The sequence below is a fragment of the Acidovorax delafieldii genome, from assembly GCF_007993815.1.
Classification (GTDB): domain Bacteria; phylum Pseudomonadota; class Gammaproteobacteria; order Burkholderiales; family Burkholderiaceae_C; genus Acidovorax; species Acidovorax delafieldii.
This window is the reverse complement of the sequence record NZ_VJWE01000011.1, coordinates 869,618-887,835: the sequence shown is the minus strand read 5'-3', so window position 1 is coordinate 887,835 and position 18,218 is coordinate 869,618. Positions and strand designations below refer to the sequence as shown.

The following is an 18,218-nucleotide window of genomic DNA, read 5'->3' as shown; positions in this document are numbered from 1 at the left end:
CTCTTATCACTGCCCTGGCTGACGCAACAACGCCCCCAACACCAGCGCCTCGGCCAACACTTCCAGCCCTTCTTCCAGCGTGGCCAGAAGGGATGGCAACTCGGGCAGTCGGGGCCAGCGCGCTTGCACTTCGGGCCATTGGTCCACACCAATCGCCAGCCAGCCCACAGCCAGGCCCGCCCACAGCAGGGCGCGTGTGCCGGTGTGTAGCAAGGCGCGGTGCAGCCAGGCCATGGTGAGCAGGCCCACCACCGCCACGGCGAGCATGGGGGCTTCGCGCACGGGGGCCCAGCGGCAGGCGTCCGTCCATTCATGGCAGCGGAACTTCCACAGCTCGTGCAGCATGAACTGCTCGTCCAGCGCCAGCACAAAAAACGCAAGCGCCAGCCAAGCACCCAGCAGCCGGGGCAGGGCGCGGTCCCCCACCATCCGCAGGGCCGTGATGCTGAGCGCCAGCAGCAGCGCACTCGACAGCCACGACACCGGCGAGCCGTCTGAGCGGAAGGCGCGCTCCCACTGCGGCGCATACATCCACCCACTGAACAGCAGGAAGCCCAGCACGGCCATCAGCAGTGCAGGCGCAACCCCGGTGTGGGGTGTGGTGTGGCGATCAACAAGGCGCGAGCGGGCGGTGGTGTGCGGGTGCATGGCGGGGAGGTGGCCGCACGCTGAGAGGCAGCGCGGCGGGCGGTGGAACCGGATTGTGGGCAAAAAGTGCCGGTAGCGCTGGACTTTATTGCACCTTTTGCTATGTAGTTGATAGCTGATGCGGGCGACAGGTTTGCCCGCACCATGGCCTGTTCACGCTGGACGAATCACTACAGAATCGGGCATCCATTCCCCAGGCAACCCGGCATGACCCTCCCGATCGATCCGTCCCGCACGGCACTGCCGCCCGTGGCCCAGTTCCTGGCCGAGGCGGCGCTGCAGCGGCAGACGGCGTTGCTGGGGCTGGACAAGCCCAAACCTGCTGTACCCGCCGCACCCTCGCCGTTGCCCACGGCAGACCCCAGCGCGCCGCCGCCCTCGGTCACATCACCCAGCCCGCCCGGCGGGCCGCTGCCTACGCCGGCAGACCAGGCCAGCATCTCGCCCCAGGCGCGCGAACAGTTGGCGGCGGGCTTCGACCCGCGCCGGGCGGGCGGGGTCGATGGCCGCTTGCAGGGCGCAAGGGGTGAGGGCGCCGCGCGGGCCTCGCCACCGGGGGCATCGGCGCTGCCCCGTGGCGCAACCATGGCGGCGCAGGCCAATGCGGCAACCTCCGCTGCCTCCGCCACAAGTGGCACGGCCTGGCCCGCGTCGGGCCTCAGCGCACCGTTGCTGCGGATGGTGAGTGCCCTGGTGGCACAGGTCACCGCCCAGGCCGGAGTGCCGCAGCGCGTGGTGGCCGCGCAGCCCTGGCCGATTGGCATGGCGCAGGCGCTGGAGAGCGGCGCGCTGGATGCCGACCAGCCGCCGCTGCAAACCTGGCTGGTGCGCCAGGGCGTGGTGTCGACCCCCGAGGGGCCGCGTGGGCTGGCGCTCACCTTGCGTGCCCCGGTGCCGTGGCTGGCGGCCCAGGCGTCACCTGCCGCTGCGGGCGCGGCGGCGGCGCAAGTCAGCGCAAGCCTGGGCGCGGGCGCCACCGCTGCGGGCGGCGCGCTGCAGGTGCCTTTTGCGGGCGGCGGCCAGGCGTTGCAATCGGGGGTCATGGCCTTGGTGTTGCAGGGCATGGATGCTGCCGCGCCGCGCACCAGCGCGCTGCTGGTGCTGGACCTGCAACCGCAACTGGCCGCCACCGTGTATGGCCGCGACATGCTGCAGCAGGCCACAGGGCGCCTGGACCCCTGGACCCAGATGGCCGTGCTGCAGGCCAGCGGCCAGGTGCCGCGCGAGGACGCGCGGGCGCGCAACGGGGATTCGGGCCTGTGCGAGACCGTGGGCTGCCCGTATGCAGCGCGCGCAGAGTGTGCGCAGCCCTTCTGTCTGGCGCTGCGCGGCGTGTTGCCGCCCGAACCGGTCGGGCCAGCGCCGTCTGCCTGAGGGCGCTCTCGGATGTTCTCTAACGACTGTGTGCGAAGTCGTGCCCACCACCGGGCAGGGTGCGTGAGGGCTCCCACGCAGGGCGGGTGGTGTGTTCGCTCTGGCGTACAGGGGTTGCGGCCACTGCTGCCGCACTGGCCGTCTCCGCCGGGGCGGCGGCGCCCACGCTGCGCACCAGGTCTGCATGGCGGGCGCGGGTGATGGGGTAGGCCATCAGCAGCGGGATGGCCAGCACCAGGCACAGCGCTGGCAGCAGGCCCGTCATGGCCGTGATGCCTTGCAGCGCCTGGGCAGACTGGGCTACGTTGGGCACATAACCGGTCAGCTCCAGCATGCCGGCCACCAGCACCGTGGCCAGGGTGCGAGCCAGCTTGTCGACCAGGCCATACAGGCCGTAGTACATGCCGGTCTGGCGCTCGCCCGCCTGCATGTGACCGTGGTCGATGGTGTCGGGCACCATGGCAAACGGCACGATCCAGTGCGCACCCATGCCAATGCCCACCACCACCAGAATGCCCGTCACCAGGGCCTGCTGGCCTGGGCCCACCCAGTACAGCGCTACCAGCCCCGCGCAGCAAAACACCAGCCCGAGGATGTAGGCCAGGTTCTTCTCCCACCGGTCCACCACGCGCTTCCACACGAACAGCGAGACGCCCACCACCGCGAGCAGGATGCCCATGAAGCGTGGCAGGTCGCCCTTGTCGCCCTGCAGCTGGTAGATGACGAAATAAGCGAGCGAGGCCTGCACCAGCGTGAGGCCCAGCCGCACCAGCCCGGCTGCGCTCACCAGCATCACAAACGGGCGGTTGCGCAGCGTGGCCAGCAGGGTACTGCGTACCGATGTCCAGCCGGGTGTGGCTGCTGGAGGGTTTGGGGCCGTAGGCGATAAGTCGCCGGTGGTGGCGGGCTCGCGCACGCGCCAGGCCACCACGGCCACAGCGACCCCGGCGGCCAGCCCGAAACAGGCGCCGGCCAGTGCGTAGCCCGTGCGTGCATCGGGCGCGGCCCGTACCAGCAGGGGCATGAACACGCTGCCCGCAAAAAACCCCAGCAGGGCACCCATGGATGCAAAAGCCGTGAGGCTGGTGCGCTCGTCGTAGTCCTGCGTCATGTTGGCGGCCATGGCCTGGTAGGGCAGCTGCACCAGCGTCATCACGGTGTCGAACAAGGTGTAGGTGACGGCGATCCACACAAACGCTGCCCAGGGGCTCAGGCCCGGCGGCACCATCCACACGGCGGCAGCCACCACCGCCAGGGGCAGGGCGCCGTAGATCAGGTACACGCGGTGGCGGCCGTGGCGCGAGCGCGTGCGGTCGGTCAGCCAGCCAAACAGCGGGTCGTTGATGGTGTCCCACACCTTGCCCACCAGCAGCGCCGCACCGGCTACGGCCGGAGGCACCAGGGCCACATCGGTGTAGAAGATCATGAGCAGGAAGCTCATGGCCGCAATCAGCATCTGCAGGCCGACGTTGCCCACCGCGTAGCCGAGCTTGGTGCCCAGGCTCAGCCGGATGTGTGGGGTGTGCTGCATGTTCATGGGGACTGTCATGGGTGCGCGGATGCCATTGCTTCGGCCTGGGGAGCCGTCGCCATCGAGCCCGCCACAGGCTCTGCGTGCGCCATGTGCGCCGCGCTGCTGCGCGGCGGCATGGCCTCCAGCATCAGGCGCACCTCGCGCCGCAGCATCTTGTTGAGGAAGCTGCGCGGAATCTCGGTGACCAGGCGCACATCGTCGGGCCGCATCTCGGGTGGCAGGTGTTGCACCAGGAACTCCGCCAGGTCGTGCTCCAGGGCCTGGGTGCCCCGGTCGTTGCGCCAGCTCTGCCGCAAGCTGGCCACCAGCACGGCGGCGGCGCCATGCTGCACCAGGCAGGCTTCCTTGACGGCCGGGTGGCAGTGCGCCACTTCCTCGATCTCGCGCGGGTTGAGTGCCTGGCCGTGGCGCACCACGCGGTCGGCGCTGCGACCCAGCACATGCAGATAGCCCGCAGCATCGAAATAGCCCAGGTCGCCCATCACCACCCAGCCGTCGCGCAGGGTTTCGCTGGTCTTTTCCGGGTCCAGCCAGTAGCCATCAAACCGCACCGGTGTCTGCACGGTGATCAGGCCCATCTGGCCCAGCGGCAGCGGCGCAAACTGCTCGTCGCGGATGACCACGTCCACGCCCGGCATCACGCGGCCCACGGTGGAGAGGATGTCGTTGCCCAGCGGGTTGCCTTGCGCGTCCACATGCTCGTGGGGCAGCAGCCAGGTGATGGGGGGCAGGGCCTCCAGGCAGCCGTAGCCCTGCTGGAAGATGGGCCCGAAGCGGCGGATGGCCTCGGCGATCTTGGGCGCGGGCATCATCTCCGAGCCGTAGGGCACATGGGTCAGCGACGACAGGTCGTACTGGCCCAGCGTGGGCTCGTCCAGCAGGTCGATGATGGCCGAGGGCGACAGGAAAGCGCGCGACACGCGGTGCTTCTGGATCAGCCCGGCCAGCGTGGTGGCACGAAAGTCCTCGGGCATCACCAGCGCCGCACCCGCCAGCAGCGTAGGCAGCACCAGGCCCGAGCCCGGGCCGGTGAGCGGCAGGCCCAGCATGTTCACGTCCGGCCCGTTGGCGGGCGGCTTGAAGTCGATGGCGCGCGAGATCAACCGCACGCTGTCCAGGTACTTGCGGTTGCTGTAGCCGATGGACTTGGGCAGGCCCGTGGTGCCCGAGGTCATGTGCAGCGCAAACACATCGTCTTCGTGCACATCGGCCGTTCCCGCAGAGGGGGTCTGCTGCGCCAGGGCTCGCTCGTATTCATCCCCCAGCGCCAGCACGCGCAAGCCGGGCAGCTGCTCGCGCACGGCCTGCAGGATGGGCGCGCTCAGCAGCGGGTCGTGGATGAAGACGGTGGGCTTGACGCGGCCCATGGTCGTGAGCGCTGCCTCGGCCGGCAGGTGCTTGTGAAAGCTGGCAAAGATGGTGCCGTTCTCGAACGTGGCCAGGCGGGTCTCGTACTGCTCTCCGGTCTCGGGCAGCCAGGTAAAGACCACGTCCCCTTTTTTTACGCCCTGGGCCTGCATCCAGGCCTGCAGGCGGTACACGCGATCCTGCAACTGCGCGTAGGTGAGGGTGCCGCGCCGGTCGATGAGCGCGGGTTTGTGGGGATTCAGGCGGTACGCCAGACGGGCCACGGAGCGCGCGGTGCGCAGGCGGCTGAGCAGAAAGCGCGCCAGCAGGCTGCGCAGGGATGGAAGGGCCACCAGAATCTCCCGAAGACGGCGTGAGTGCAAAGTCCAGGCAGTTTTTCACGCAAGGTCCGGGGGAAAGATCACCATTTGTATGTGTGCGTATCTTTTGGTTTCTGCGGCGGCTGCGCGGTCGTTCTGGGGCCTTGAACGGCCGTTGCGCGCACTTGCTGCGTCGCCAGGGCGCAACAGCCAAGGTGGCTGCGCAAGGCCTGGGCAAAGAAAAACCGCCAGGGCTGGATCGCAGCAGCTGGCGGTGGTGTGGCGGCCTGCCCCGGGTAAGGGGCGGGCCGATGGGGCGGGCGAGGGCTTATGGATACAGGCCGCGCATTTCGCGGGCGTGCAGGATGCGCTGGCAGGCCACGATGAAGGTGGCAGTGCGCAGGCTCACCTTGTGCTCTTGCGCCACTTGCCAGATGCCCGCAAAGGCCTCTTGCATGATGCGCACCAGGCGGGCGTTGATCTCGTCCTCGCTCCAGAAGAAGCTGGAAAAATCCTGCACCCACTCGAAATAGCTCACCGTCACGCCACCGGCATTGGCGATCACGTCGGGCAGCACCAGCACGCCCTTGTCGTGCAGGATGTCGTCGGCCTCGGTGGTCGTGGGGCCGTTGGCGCCTTCGATCACGAGCTTGGCCTTGATCTGGCCCGCGTTGTCCTTGGTGATCTGGCCTTCCAGCGCGGCAGGGATCAGGATCTCGCAATCCACGCCCCAGAACTCTTCGGCCTTCATCACATCGGCGCCGGCAAAGCCGCCCACGCCACCACGGGTCTTTACATGCGCCAGCAGTGCGGGCACATCCACGCCCTTGCTGTTGAAGATGGTGCCGGTGTGGTCTTGCACCGCCACCACCTTGGCACCCGCTTCGGCAAACAGCTTGGCGGCAATGCCGCCCACATTGCCAAAGCCCTGCACGGCCACGCGGGCACCGTCGAGCGCCAGGCCGGTCAGCTTGGCGGCTTCCACGCCCACGGTGAACACGCCGCGGCCGGTGGCTTCCACACGGCCCAGCGAGCCACCCAGGTCCACGGGCTTGCCGGTGACCACGCCGGTGGCGGTGGCGCCCACGTTCATGGAGTAGGTGTCCATCATCCAGGCCATGATCTGGCCGTTGGTGTTCACGTCGGGTGCGGGGATGTCCTTGGATGGGCCGATCAGCAGGCCGATTTCGCTGGTGTAGCGGCGCGTCAGGCGCTCCAGCTCACCCATCGACAGCTTCTTGGGGTCCACGCGGATACCACCCTTGGCACCGCCGTAGGGCACGTTCACCGCGGCGTTCTTCACCGACATCCAGGCCGACAAGGCCATCACTTCCGACAGCGTCACGTCCTGGTGAAAACGCACGCCACCCTTGCCGGGGCCGCGGCTCAGGTTGTGCTGCACGCGGTAGCCTTCGTAGTGGGCGATGGTGCCGTTGTCCAGCTCGATCGGCACGTCCACGATCAGGATGCGCTTGGGGCGCTTGAGCGTTTCCACCCAACGCGCCAGGCTGCCCAGGTAAGGGGTGACGCGGTCTACCTGCTGCAGGTAGTTGCCCCAGGGGCCGAGGTGGTCGGCCTGCAGGTACGAGGGCAGGGGGTGGGATTGTGCGGCGGGGGCGCCGACGGGGTTTGACATGGTGAATTTCCTTGTGGGATCAGTTCAGGCTGCGAAGCTTATGCCTCGGCTCGGGTACTGTCCAAGGCCGGTGTGTTTGTGGGTTATGCATTTGATGCATGGTTTGGTGCAGCCCCATCCCATGCTGCAGTGCGGCAATCTACCGGCGGGGTAGCGGCCCGTGGGCCCGGACCTTGCCGGGCGGCCCTTTGCGCCTAGACTCGGCCAGCCCGGCGCAGAACCAGGCGCTGCACCGGGCACACACCGGACCGCCGGGACCATGAAAAAAGAGAGGGAAATCCCATGAGCGTGACCTACACCGCCTGCCCGCAGTGCCAGGCGCCCAACCACCCTACGGCGCGCTGGTGCGTGAAGTGCGCCCACCCCCTGGCGGCAGAGGCCAACCTCGCCACCCCCGCTGCCCCGGCGCCGATGGAGTTTGTGTTCGATGACGACGAGCACCCTGCTGCGGTGCCGGCGCGCCAGCGACCGGCCATGGCCTACGCAGGCGCCGCAGTGGCCCTGCTGGTGGTGGCGGGCGCCGCGGCCTGGTACCTGCTGGGTCGGCCCGATGCCGTGCCGCCCCCGCAGCAGGCCCCAGCCGCCGTGCCCGGCACCGCGGGCACAGCGGAGTCTGCACCTGCCCGCCCCGAGCCGGTGGAGGAAATCATTGAATCCGAACGCGCACGCCCTGCAGCCGCTGCGTCCGCACCGGGCAGTACCGCTGCTGCACCGTCGTCTGCATCTGCGGCCTCTGCGCCGCCCTTCACGCCTGTCACCGCGCCCCGTGTGGCCGATGCGGCATCGCTGCCTGCCACCGGCAAGCCACGCACAGTGGCACCGGCCGACAACGCGCCGTGGCCGCCGCCCGCAGCGCACGCGCCGTCGCCCGGCGACAGCCTGGCCCGCTTGCGGGGTGCGCTGGCCCAGTGCGCGGCCATGAGCAACGAGCTGTCGCGCGCAAGCTGCCTCACCCGCACACGGCAGAACTTCTGCGGCGACGCCTGGGGCCGCATCCCCGAATGCCCGCCTGGCCAGTGATGGCATGCGCAGCCTGTCTCCGCGCCGCCCGCTGCCGTGTCCGCAGCGGTGCGGAGCCTATTCGATGCGGATCTTCTGCAGCGCCGGGTCGCCCGGCGGGTAGCGCAGGTCCAGGCCGGTGAGCACTTCGCGCACCAGCGTGGCGATCATCAGGTTGCGGTGGGTCTTGGAGTTGGCAGGCACGATGGTCCACGGCGCCCAGGGCGTGTGCGTGGCGGCCAGCAACATTTCGTAGGCCTTCTGGTACTGGCTCCACTGCTTGCGTGCCTCGATGTCGCTCATCGAGAACTTCCAGTGCTTGGCCGGGTCGTCCAGGCGCTCCTGCAGGCGTTCACGCTGCTCGTCAGCGCTGATGTGCAGCATGAACTTGAGCACGATGGTGCCGGTGTGCGTGAGCATGCGCTCGAAGTCGTTGATGTGGCCAAAGCGCTGGTGGTGCTGCTCGGGGGTGATCCATCCGTTCACGGCGGGCACCAGCACGTCCTCGTAGTGGCTGCGGTTGAACACCGTGATCTCGCCCGCGCCGGGCACCTTCTGGTGGATGCGCCACAGGTAGTCGTGGGCACGTTCGGCCTCGGTGGGGGCGCTCCAGCCCACGGCGTGCACGCCCAGCGCGCTCATGCGGCCAAACACGCCCCGGATGGTGCCGTCCTTGCCGGCCGTGTCCGTGCCCTGCAGGATCACCAGCAGCTTGTAGCGCTTGTCGGCGTAGAACAGGTTCTGCAGCGTGTCCAGCTCCTGCGCAATCGACTCGGTGGCGGCCTTGTCCTTGAGCTTGTCGCCCAGCGAAAACGGCTTGGCCGACGGATCAAAGTCCTTGAGCGCCACCGTGCGGCGGTGTTTGCCGGCCTTGCGCCGCTCGGGCTGGCCGTCGGGCCGCTTCTCGTCGTCGTGCTGCGGCGCGTCCGGCTGCCACTGCGACCAGCGCTGGGCCACGTCTTTGTTGCTGCTGTGAAACGGGTGGTTCATGCGGGCTCCTCGATGGGCCATCGTACGTCAGCAGTGGGGGCGCGGTCTCCTCTTCTACGAAAACATGATGCTATCAAGTTGATAGCTGATTGCGCATGATTCACTAGCGCTTGGAGCAGATTGGGCTTGAAAATTGCCGCGGGAGCCGTTGAGGGACCCTCTGCACAAATCACCGCGCCGTGTGCCGCTGCGGTCTCGGGCGGTCTGCGGCGTTGCAAATACTCGCAATAGCTGCGGCTATTGCTGCGTTTTGCGCCTTGCAGCCCATCCCGATCCGCAGCGCCCACTTGCCGCTCGATTCGTGCAGAGGACCCCTTAGCGCACGCCATGTGCCATGCGGTAGGCCAGCGGCGTCTGCCCCGTGGCCTGGCGGAACGTGCGGTGCAGCCCGGCCTCGCTGGCAAAGCCCAGGTCTTCGGCAATGCGCTTGAGCGGCAGCGGCGTGTCGCACAGCGCCTCGCTGGCCTGGCGCAGCTTGATGCGGCGCATCCACAAGGCCGCCGTCAGGCCCGTGTGGGCCTGCACCCGCCGCGCGAGCGTGCGGGGCGAAAGCCCCAGCGCCTGGGCCAGCGCAGGCAGCCGCAGATCGGCGGCGGGGCTGCGCTGCACCCACAGCATGGCGCGGCGCAGGTCGGCGTCGGCCAGCGTCATCAGGTCATGCCCGGCAAATGCGGGGTGCGCCGTGCGGGGGCGGGGCAGCATCAGCAGCTCCTGCAGGTCGGTCAATGCCTGGGGCGGCAGGCGGGCGGACAGCGCGTGCAGCATCAGCGGCAGATAGCCGTTGGCCCCGGCGGCCGTGGTGGCAGTGGGGCCGGCCACCAGCGGCTCGTCAAAGCGCCAGTCCACCGGCGCAAACTGCTGCTCCAGCGCCGCACGCAACCACCAGGTGGCTGTGGCGCCCTGGCCGCGTAGCCGCCCGCTGGCAGCCGCCAGCACCACGCCCGCGCAGTAGCTCCACAGCTGGGTGCGCCGGGGCAGCGCGCGCAAGGCCTGTACCACCGGGGCCAGCTGCAGCAGCGGCCCCCGCAGCTGGTCGGGCGACGAGAGCCACAGGCCCGGCACCAGCACCACATCGGCCTCGGCATGCTGCAGCGCCACGGTGGGGGTCAGCGCGGGGCCTTGCCAGGTGGGCACCGGCAGCAGGTCCACCCCCACCCAGCAGATGTCCATCACGCTGGCCTGCGCGCGCAGGTTGGCGGCGCGTGCCATGTCCGCCGCCGCAAACAGGCCGGCGGGCATGCAGCCCGGGTAGAGCAGCAGCGCCACGCGCAAAGGCAGCTGGGGTGCAGAGGACGGAGAAACCATGGGTGGCACAAAAGCGCAAGAAATTGTCAATTTGCGCCATTTTCAGGGGAGGCCTGCTTTTCAACAATGGCAACACCCCTTCCCACTGAAAGCCCCCCATGCTCATCACCCAACTACGCAACGCCACCGTTCTGCTCGAGTTTCAGCACGCGGGCCGCCCGGTCGGCCTGCTGGTGGACCCCATGCTCGCGCCCCGGGGCAGCCTGCCCGCGCTGCGCTACCTGGGCACCCGGCGCCAGCGCAACCCCCTGGTGGATTTGCCCGCCGAGGCCGACACGGCGCTGCAGCGCGTGACCCACACGCTCATCACCCATTGCCAGCGTGGGCACTTTGACCACCTGGACCGCGCGGGCAAGCAGTTTTTGCGCGAGCGCCAGATTCCCGTCCTGTGCATGCCACACGACGCCGCCTACCTGGCGCAGCGCGGCCTGCAGGTGCTGCCGCTGGCGGGCGAGGGCCGCCAGCCCTTTGCGCTGGGCGGGCAGGTCACGCCCGTGGCTTGCACCCACGGCCGGGGCTGGGTGGCGCGCTTCATGGAGCACGGCCACGGCTACCTGCTGGAGCTGCCGGGCGAGCCCAGCGTGTACCTGGCGGGCGACACGGTGCTGACGCCCCCGGTGCGCGACTGCCTGCAGCATCTGCAGCCCGGTGTGGCCGTGCTGCCGGCGGGTGGCGCCCGGTTTGACCTGGGCGCGGACATCCTGATGGACGCCGCCGAGGTCGCACAGGCTGCCGCACTGACGACGGGCGCCGTGGTCGTCAACCACCTGGAGGCGCTGGACCACTGCCCCACCACCCGTGCCCAGGTGCGCGCCCTGGCGCAGCGCGGCGGGTGGGCGCACCGCCTGTGGGTGCCCGAGGACGGCGAGTGCCGGGAATACCCCGGACGCATCGTCCAAAGAAATGCTATGAATTTAGTAGCTGCAACGGCATGATCGACTAGCGCTACTGCCCAAAAGAGCCATAAATCACGCCAGTTCGGCCTCCAGCGCCCGCTGGTCGCGCATCAGCGCCACAAACCGCGCGGCGCCCAGGCCCAGCGGCCGCTCCTTGGACCACACCACGTCCACCCACAGAGCGGTGCCGTTGCTCAGGTTTTCGAACGGCATCTCCACCAGCCGCCCTGCCTCGATGCGCGACTGCACCAGCGCGCGCGGCTGCCAGCCCCAGCCCAGGCCGGCTTCGATGAGGCCCAGCGCGGCCAGGTGGTTGTCGGTGCGCCAGTGGTGGCGGGCAAATACAAAGCGCGGGTCGGTCTGTGCCAGGTCGCGGCTGGCCACCACGATCTGGCGCGTGGTGGTCAGGTGCTCCTCGCGCAGCATGGCGTCTTCTGATGGTGCGCCGCGCGCTTGGGCGGCAGCGCGGGCGGCCACCAGCACCGGGTGCTGCGGCGCCATCACCGCCACCAGGGTTTCGGTGCCCACTTCCTGAAAGCCCTCGCGCCCGTCGATGCTGGGCCGCTCGAACACCAGCGCCAGCTGCGCGCGGCCGCTGTGCAGCAGCGCCAGCGCATCCACCTGCGGCGCGGCCAGCACCTCGATCTGGAGCAGCGGGTGCTCTTGCGCCAATGCCGCCAGCGCCTCCGTCCAGCGCGAGGCCAGCAACTCGGGTGCAATGGCCAGCGTGAGCCGCTCCTCCAGCCCCTGGGTGAGCGCAAGCGCCTGGGCGTTGAGCTGCTGCAGCTGGCCCGCCAGCAGCCGGGCCTGGGGCTCCAGCGCGCGGGCGGCGGCGGTGGGCCGGGGCTCGCGCCCGCTGCGGTCAAACAGCTGCACATCCAACTCGGCCTCCAGGTGCGCAATGGTCATGCTCACGGCCGACGGCACACGCGACAAGGCCCGCGCGGCGGCCGAGAACGAGCCGTGGTCGAGCACGGTCAGAAACACCTGCACGCTGTCAGAGTTGAAGGCCATGGTGGTTTTATCTATCAGTAAAACTGAAATAAGCTGACTTTATATGTCAGTGTGGCGAATATAAAGTACCACCCATGGACAAGACACCCACTCTTTTTGGCCTGCAAGGCGTCAAGCGCCGCGTGATCTACGTGACCCTGTACGAGCTGATTGCCATCGGCGCCGCCACGGTGGGCCTGGCGCTGCTCACGGGCCAGGGCGCGGGGCATTCGAGCGTGGTGGCGGTGGCAGCCTCGGTGATCGCCATCGTCTGGAACATCGTCTTCAACTGGGCGTTCGAGCGCTGGGAGGCACGCCAGCCCGTGCGCGGGCGCAGCGTGGCGCGGCGCGTGGCGCACGCCATCGGGTTTGAGGGCGGCCTGGTGTTCACACTGGTGCCGCTGTTTGCCTGGTGGTTTGGCGTGAGCCTGTGGCACGCGTTTGTGATGGACCTGGGACTCATCGTGTTCTTCCTTTGCTACACCTTTGTCTTCAACTGGGTGTTTGACCACCTGTTCGGCCTGCCCGCATCGGCCATGGCGGCGTCGTAGCAACAGCCCAGGGCGCGCTTCTTCAAACAATGTCAACCGCCGTTCGCCGGCGGGCTGGGGCGCTAAGCGGCCACCCATAATCGGCCCCATGCGAGGGCCGTTTTTATTGCTGCTGCGGGGTTTGCGGGGTCGGTGGGCTGGCGTGGCGGTCTGCTGCGTGCTGGCAGGCTGTGCCAGCAACGCCCCCACTCCGCGCGGCGAGGTGAAGGGTGCACCCACCCATGCCGCCGAACTGGCCCAGTCCGATGCCAACCGCATGGCCACCCTGGCCATGCAGGAGAACCTGGACGGCCTGATGCGCCTGGCCGACAAGCTCTACCGCCGCAACCCCGCCGAATGGCGCAAGGGCGCCGCCACCGGCCGCGAGCAGGCGCTGGAGCAGCTGCGCACCGCCGTGCTGCAGCGCCAGCCCTGGGCCCCACTGCAGGGCCGCCGCGACATCGCCGCCATGGCGCTGGCCCTGGCGCCCGAGTTCTCAGGCGACCGCGTGGCGGCCTTCATTTACGCCACGGCCGACATGATCGTCACGGCCCACGGCGGCAAGACCGAGTTCTTCTTGCTCGACGGCATGGATGCCCAGCACCTCTACAACGCCGCGCGCAACGTCGAGACCGCAGTGTGGCTGCTGGCGCAGCGCCGCAACGCCCAGGGCCAGCCCCTGCTGCTGGCCGACGAGATCGGCCAGCAGGGCCGCAACCTGAGCTTCGAGCGCGAGTTCGGCAAGATCATCGCGCGGCTGGACCTGCTGGCCGCGTTCACCACCGAAAAGTACCGCCGTGCCGCCATCAGCTATGTGCAGGGCATTGTGGGCGGCACCTTTTTGCAATTCCTGCCGGTGCGTTGAGCCGATACCAGGCCCCGCTGCTGGCCTGCCGCGGGGTGTATGCGAATGCACAACATCCCGTTACACTGCGGCGCTATTCCTATTCAAACCTGAGGGGATCTCGCCATGCTGCAACGTGCTGTGTCCTGGGTGTCTGTGGTCTTTTTCATGATGATGATGGGGGCCACGGCCGCACATGCGCAGTCTTCCGACCTGGCCATCACCAAGACGGACGGCGTGACCACCGCAGTGCCGGGTGGTTCGGTCACCTACACCATCACCGCCAGCAATGCGGGGCCGGATCCCGTGACTGGCGCGACGGTGGCAGACACCTTCCCAGCCGTGCTGACCGCCACCTGGACCTGCGTGGGCGCGGGCGGCGGCACCTGCACAGCCTCGGGCAGCGGCAACATCAACGACACGGTCGATCTGCCGGTCGGCGGGTCGGTGACCTACACCGCCACGGCGTCGATCAGTGCGGCGGCCACGGGAAGTTTGTCCAACACGGCGACGGTGGCACCGCCAGGAGGCGTGACCGACCCCAATCCGGGCAATGAAAGCGCCACGGATACCGATACGCTCGATCCGCAGGCCGACCTGGCCATCACCAAGACTGACGGCGTGACCACCGCAGTGCCGGGGGGGTCTGTCACTTACACCATCGTCGCCAGCAACGCCGGGCCGTCCGACGCCCCGGGCGCAACGGTGGCCGACACCTTCCCGGCCGCACTGACGGCCACCTGGACCTGTGTGGGCGCGGGCGGCGCCACCTGCACGGCCTCGGGCAGTGGCAACATCAGCGACACGGTCAACCTGCCTGCGGGCGGCTCGGTGACCTATACGGTGAGCGCCACGGTGAGCGCGGCCGCAACAGGCACGCTGAGCAACACGGCGACGGTGGCGGCGCCGGCGGGCGTGACCGACCCCACCCCAGGCAACAACAGCGCCACGGACTCCGACACCCTCACGCCCCAGGCCGACTTGGCCATTACCAAGACCGACGGCGTGACCACCGTCACGGCAGGCGGCTCGGTCACCTACACCATCGTCGCCAGCAATGCCGGGCCGTCCAACGCCCCGGGCGCCACGGTGGCCGACACCTTCCCGGCATCGCTCACCGGCACCTGGACCTGCGTGGGGGCCGGTGGCGGCACCTGCACGGCCTCGGGCAGTGGCAACATCAATGACACGGTCAACCTGCCTGCGGGCGGCTCGGTGACCTATACGGTGAGCGCCACGGTGAGCGCGGCCGCAACAGGCACGCTGAGCAACACAGCGACGGTGGCGGCGCCGGCAGGCGTGACCGACCCCACCCCGGGCAACAACAGCGCCACGGACACCGACACCATCACGCCGGTGGCCGATCTGGCGATCACCAAGACCGATGGAGTGACCACCGTCACGGCCGGCGGGACTGTGACCTACACCATCACCGCGAGCAACGCCGGCCCCTCCGGTGTGGCGGGCGCGACGGTTTCGGACACCCTGCCCGCTGCGCTCACCGGCGGCACATGGACCTGCGTGGGCGCGGGCGGTGGCACCTGCACGGCCTCCGGCAGCGGCAATATCAGTGACTCGGTCAATCTGCCCGTCGGCGGCTCGGTGACCTACACCGTCACCGCCACGGTCAGCGCTTCGGCCACAGGCATGCTGAGCAATACAGCTACGGTGTCGGTCCCTGGCGGCGTGTCGGACCCCACGCCGGGCAACAACAGCGCCACCGACACGGACACCATCACAGCGGCGCCCAGCGCCATCCCGACATTGTCCGAATGGGCGCTGCTGGCGCTCGCGGGCCTGGTGCTGCTGGCAGCGGCACGCAGCCGTCGCATGCTGCGCTGATCCCCGGGCTGGCAACTACAATCGCTCGTTGGTCCAAGGAGCGTTGCAGCGGCCCGCCGTGCCTTTCATGGGGTAGGGCGGCCCGTCAGGCTTGGGCCGCGCATGCCCCCGCCTTCCATCGACAACGACGCTCACCTGAACCCCTTGTGCCGCGCAGGTGAGCCTTATGTCCGATTTGTCCATCCCCCCCATGAAGCTGTCCGGCCTGGAGCCCGTCTCCATCGGCGAGGGCACGCTGTTCGTCAACATCGGCGAGCGCACCAACGTCACCGGCTCCAAGGCGTTTGCGCGCATGATCTTGAACGGCCAGTACGAAGAGGCCCTGGCCGTGGCGCGCCAGCAGGTAGAGAACGGCGCGCAGGTCATCGACATCAACATGGACGAGGCCATGCTCGACAGCAAGGCGGCCATGGTGCGCTTTCTGCAGCTCATCGCGTCCGAGCCCGACATCGCCCGTGTGCCCATCATGGTGGACTCCTCCAAGTGGGAGGTGATCGAAGCCGGTCTGCGCTGCATCCAGGGCAAGGGCATCGTCAACTCCATCAGCATGAAAGAGGGCGTGGAGAAGTTCAAGCACGAGGCGCGCCTGGTCAAGCGCTATGGCGCTGCGGCCGTGGTGATGGCGTTTGACGAAGTGGGCCAGGCCGACACCTACGCGCGCAAGATCGAGATCTGCGAACGTGCCTACCGCGTGCTAGTCGATGAAGTGGGCTTCCCACCCGAGGACATCATCTTCGACCCCAACATCTTTGCGGTGGCCACCGGTATCGAGGAGCACAACAACTACGCGGTCGACTTCATCGAGGCCGTGCGTTGGATCAAGCAGAACCTGCCGGGCGCCAAGGTGTCGGGCGGTGTGTCGAATGTGTCGTTCAGCTTCCGCGGCAACGACCCGGTGCGCGAGGCCATCCACACGGTGTTCCTGTACCACGCCATCCAGGCGGGCATGGACATGGGCATCGTCAACGCGGGCATGGTGGGCGTGTACGACGACCTGGAGCCCGTGCTGCGTGAGCGTGTGGAAGACGTGGTGCTCAACCGCCGCCCCGACGCGGGCGAGCGCCTGGTGGAGATCGCCGAAACCGCCAAGAGCGGCGCCAAGGACGAGAGCAAGAAGCTCGAATGGCGCGGCACGCCGGATAACCCCAAGACCGTGGGCGAACGCTTGAGCCACGCCCTGGTGCATGGCATCACCGACTTCATCACCGAAGACACGGAAGAGGCCTACCGCGCCATCCTGGCCAAGGGTGGGCGCCCGCTGCACGTGATCGAAGGCCCGCTCATGGACGGCATGAACGTGGTGGGCGACCTGTTCGGCGCGGGCAAGATGTTCCTGCCCCAGGTGGTGAAAAGCGCGCGCGTGATGAAGCAAGCCGTGGCCCACCTGATCCCCTACATCGAAGAAGAAAAGCGCCAGGACGAACTGGCTGGGCGCGATGTGCGCAGCAAGGGCAAGATCATCATCGCCACCGTCAAGGGCGACGTGCACGATATCGGCAAGAACATCGTCACCGTGGTCCTGCAGTGCAACAACTTTGAGGTGGTGAACATGGGCGTGATGGTGCCCTGCCACGAAATTTTGGCGCGCGCCAAGGTCGAGGGGGCCGACATCGTGGGCCTGTCGGGCCTGATCACCCCCAGCCTCGAAGAGATGCAGTACGTGGCCGGCGAGATGCAGAAGGACGACCACTTCCGCATCAAGAAGATCCCGCTGCTCATCGGTGGCGCCACCACCAGCCGCGTGCACACCGCCGTCAAGATCGCTCCGCATTACGAAGGCCCCGTGGTCTACGTGCCCGATGCGTCCCGCAGCGTGAGCGTGGCGCAAAGCCTGCTGGGCGACGGCGTGCAGAGCTACGTGGATGAGCTGAACGCCGACTACGACAAGGTGCGCACCCAGCACGCCAACAAAAAGGCCACACCCCTGTGGCCCCTGGCCAAGATCCGCGCCAACAAGACACCCGTGGACTGGTCGGCCTACCAGCCCGCCGTGCCCCGTGCGCTGGGCCGCCGCGTGTTTAAGAACTTTGACCTGGCCGAGCTGGCCAAGTACATCGACTGGGGCCCGTTCTTCCAGACCTGGGACCTGGCCGGCCCGTACCCCGCCATCCTCACCGACGAGATCGTGGGCGTGGAAGCCACGCGTGTGTTTGCCGATGGGCAGGCCATGCTCAAGAAGATCATCGAAGGCCGGTGGCTCACGGCCAGCGGCGTGATGGCCCTGCTGCCCGCCAACAGCGTGAACGATGACGACATCGAGTTCTATACCGACGACACCCGCACCGAAGTGGCCATGACCTGGTACGGCCTGCGCCAGCAGGCCGAGAAACACACCATCGACGGCGTGACCCGCCCCAGCCGCTGCCTGGCCGACTTTGTGGCCCCTAAGTCCAGCGGCATTGCCGACTACGCCGGTATGTTTGCCGTGACGGCGGGCCTGGGCATTGAGAAGAAAGAAAAGGCTTTCATCGACGCGCTGGACGACTACTCCGCCATCATGTTCAAGAGCCTGGCCGACCGCCTGGCCGAAGCCTTTGCCGAAGCCCTGCACCACCGCGTGCGCACCGACCTGTGGGGCTACGCTGCCGGTGAAGCGCTCAGTAACGACGACATGATTGCCGAGAAGTACCAGGGCATCCGCCCCGCGCCCGGCTACCCCGCCTGCCCCGACCACAGCGCCAAGACCGACCTGTTCCGCGTGCTGCAGGCTGGCGAGATCGGCATGTCGCTCACCGAAAGCCTGGCCATGATGCCCGCCGCCAGCGTGAGCGGCTTCTACATCGGCCACCCCGACAGCGTGTACTTCAACGTCGGCAAGATTGGCGAAGACCAACTGCACGACATGGCCCAGCGCCGGGGCATGGACGAGAAGGTGCTGGAGCGGCTGCTGGCGCCGAACCTGTGATGCTATGAATTGAATAGCTTCCGGCGCTTGTTCGATAAGCGCTGGAAGCCTGTTT

Annotated in this window: 14 protein-coding genes and 1 riboswitch; of the genes, 7 read left to right on the top strand and 7 right to left on the bottom strand. The window is 68.2% G+C overall.

The genetic code is table 11. From position 1 onward, the window contains the following. Nucleotides 1-6 precede the first annotated feature (6 nt). The gene (locus tag ATF69_RS06800; protein WP_146870282.1) at nt 7-648 is read right to left on the bottom strand and encodes a hypothetical protein; all 642 of its coding nucleotides are present in this window, start codon (nt 646-648) and stop codon (nt 7-9) included. Between the two features lie 207 nt (nt 649-855). Here ATF69_RS06800 and ATF69_RS06795 point away from each other — a divergent pair, with 207 nt between their 5' ends. Next, complete coding sequence (locus ATF69_RS06795; RefSeq protein ID WP_146870281.1) at nt 856-2,022, top strand: hypothetical protein; 1,167 nt, start codon at nt 856-858, stop codon at nt 2,020-2,022. Between the two features lie 19 nt (nt 2,023-2,041). Here the strand turns inward: ATF69_RS06795 and ATF69_RS06790 are convergent, their stop codons facing one another. The 3 genes from ATF69_RS06790 to ATF69_RS06780 form a co-directional block, all read right to left on the bottom strand. Then, complete coding sequence (locus ATF69_RS06790; RefSeq protein ID WP_116748554.1) at nt 2,042-3,559, bottom strand: MFS transporter; 1,518 nt, start codon at nt 3,557-3,559, stop codon at nt 2,042-2,044. Between the two features lie 8 nt (nt 3,560-3,567). Next, on the bottom strand, nt 3,568-5,256 hold the full coding sequence (locus tag ATF69_RS06785) for a class I adenylate-forming enzyme family protein (protein WP_146870279.1): 1,689 nt from the start codon (nt 5,254-5,256) through the stop codon (nt 3,568-3,570). A gap of 295 nt (nt 5,257-5,551) precedes the next feature. Then, nucleotides 5,552-6,859 carry a Glu/Leu/Phe/Val family dehydrogenase gene (locus tag ATF69_RS06780; protein WP_056057120.1) on the bottom strand — a complete coding sequence of 436 codons (1,308 nt, stop codon included), beginning with the start codon at nt 6,857-6,859 and terminating at the stop codon, nt 5,552-5,554. 282 nt (nt 6,860-7,141) lie between these two features. Between ATF69_RS06780 and ATF69_RS06775 the strand changes: the two genes are divergently transcribed. Beyond that, entirely contained in the window at nt 7,142-7,879 is a 738-nt protein-coding gene (locus ATF69_RS06775; RefSeq protein WP_146870278.1) for a hypothetical protein, read from the top strand. Nucleotides 7,880-7,936: 57 nt separating this feature from the next. On the opposite strand, the gene ATF69_RS06770 is transcribed toward ATF69_RS06775, so the two are convergent. Together ATF69_RS06770 and ATF69_RS06765 are read right to left on the bottom strand one after the other, a co-directional pair. Then, nucleotides 7,937-8,848, bottom strand: coding sequence for a PPK2 family polyphosphate kinase (locus ATF69_RS06770; RefSeq protein ID WP_099731571.1), 912 nt, complete (start codon nt 8,846-8,848; stop codon nt 7,937-7,939). Nucleotides 8,849-9,163: 315 nt separating this feature from the next. Beyond that, nucleotides 9,164-10,153, bottom strand: a complete 990-nt coding sequence (locus ATF69_RS06765; protein WP_146870277.1) for a GlxA family transcriptional regulator — start codon at nt 10,151-10,153, stop codon at nt 9,164-9,166. 98 nt (nt 10,154-10,251) lie between these two features. Between ATF69_RS06765 and ATF69_RS06760 the strand changes: the two genes are divergently transcribed. Continuing rightward, on the top strand, nt 10,252-11,088 hold the full coding sequence (locus ATF69_RS06760) for an MBL fold metallo-hydrolase (protein WP_146870276.1): 837 nt from the start codon (nt 10,252-10,254) through the stop codon (nt 11,086-11,088). Nucleotides 11,089-11,121: 33 nt separating this feature from the next. On the opposite strand, the gene ATF69_RS06755 is transcribed toward ATF69_RS06760, so the two are convergent. Next, a complete protein-coding gene (locus tag ATF69_RS06755; RefSeq protein ID WP_146870275.1) occupies nt 11,122-12,063 on the bottom strand; it encodes a LysR family transcriptional regulator in 942 nt (313 codons plus the stop codon). 74 nt (nt 12,064-12,137) lie between these two features. Between ATF69_RS06755 and ATF69_RS06750 the strand changes: the two genes are divergently transcribed. The 4 genes from ATF69_RS06750 (at nt 12,138) to metH (ending at nt 18,163) form a co-directional block, all read left to right on the top strand. After that, nucleotides 12,138-12,593 carry a PACE efflux transporter gene (locus ATF69_RS06750; RefSeq protein ID WP_056057131.1) on the top strand — a complete coding sequence of 152 codons (456 nt, stop codon included), beginning with the start codon at nt 12,138-12,140 and terminating at the stop codon, nt 12,591-12,593. Nucleotides 12,594-12,681: 88 nt separating this feature from the next. Beyond that, nucleotides 12,682-13,437 carry a hypothetical protein gene (locus ATF69_RS06745; RefSeq protein WP_146870274.1) on the top strand — a complete coding sequence of 252 codons (756 nt, stop codon included), beginning with the start codon at nt 12,682-12,684 and terminating at the stop codon, nt 13,435-13,437. Nucleotides 13,438-13,542: 105 nt separating this feature from the next. Continuing rightward, nucleotides 13,543-15,258: an IPTL-CTERM sorting domain-containing protein gene (locus ATF69_RS06740; protein WP_146870273.1), complete on the top strand. Its 1,716-nt coding sequence runs from the start codon at nt 13,543-13,545 to the stop codon at nt 15,256-15,258. 29 nt (nt 15,259-15,287) lie between these two features. Then, a riboswitch (S-adenosyl-L-homocysteine riboswitch) is annotated at nt 15,288-15,398 on the top strand. 26 nt (nt 15,399-15,424) lie between these two features. Further along, entirely contained in the window at nt 15,425-18,163 is a 2,739-nt protein-coding gene (gene metH / locus ATF69_RS06735; RefSeq protein WP_244303667.1) for a methionine synthase, read from the top strand. Nucleotides 18,164-18,218 lie beyond the last annotated feature (55 nt).

Coding starts and splice junctions, on each gene's coding strand:
- ATF69_RS06800 (WP_146870282.1), bottom strand. CDS start 648: ATGCACCCGCACACCACCGCCCGCTCGCGCCTTGTTGATCGCCACACC.
- ATF69_RS06795 (WP_146870281.1), top strand. CDS start 856: ATGACCCTCCCGATCGATCCGTCCCGCACGGCACTGCCGCCCGTGGCC.
- ATF69_RS06790 (WP_116748554.1), bottom strand. CDS start 3,559: ATGAACATGCAGCACACCCCACACATCCGGCTGAGCCTGGGCACCAAG.
- ATF69_RS06780 (WP_056057120.1), bottom strand. CDS start 6,859: ATGTCAAACCCCGTCGGCGCCCCCGCCGCACAATCCCACCCCCTGCCC.
- ATF69_RS06775 (WP_146870278.1), top strand. CDS start 7,142: ATGAGCGTGACCTACACCGCCTGCCCGCAGTGCCAGGCGCCCAACCAC.
- ATF69_RS06770 (WP_099731571.1), bottom strand. CDS start 8,848: ATGAACCACCCGTTTCACAGCAGCAACAAAGACGTGGCCCAGCGCTGG.
- ATF69_RS06765 (WP_146870277.1), bottom strand. CDS start 10,153: ATGGTTTCTCCGTCCTCTGCACCCCAGCTGCCTTTGCGCGTGGCGCTG.
- ATF69_RS06760 (WP_146870276.1), top strand. CDS start 10,252: ATGCTCATCACCCAACTACGCAACGCCACCGTTCTGCTCGAGTTTCAG.
- ATF69_RS06755 (WP_146870275.1), bottom strand. CDS start 12,063: ATGGCCTTCAACTCTGACAGCGTGCAGGTGTTTCTGACCGTGCTCGAC.
- ATF69_RS06750 (WP_056057131.1), top strand. CDS start 12,138: ATGGACAAGACACCCACTCTTTTTGGCCTGCAAGGCGTCAAGCGCCGC.
- ATF69_RS06745 (WP_146870274.1), top strand. CDS start 12,682: ATGCGAGGGCCGTTTTTATTGCTGCTGCGGGGTTTGCGGGGTCGGTGG.
- ATF69_RS06740 (WP_146870273.1), top strand. CDS start 13,543: ATGCTGCAACGTGCTGTGTCCTGGGTGTCTGTGGTCTTTTTCATGATG.
- metH (WP_244303667.1), top strand. CDS start 15,425: ATGTCCGATTTGTCCATCCCCCCCATGAAGCTGTCCGGCCTGGAGCCC.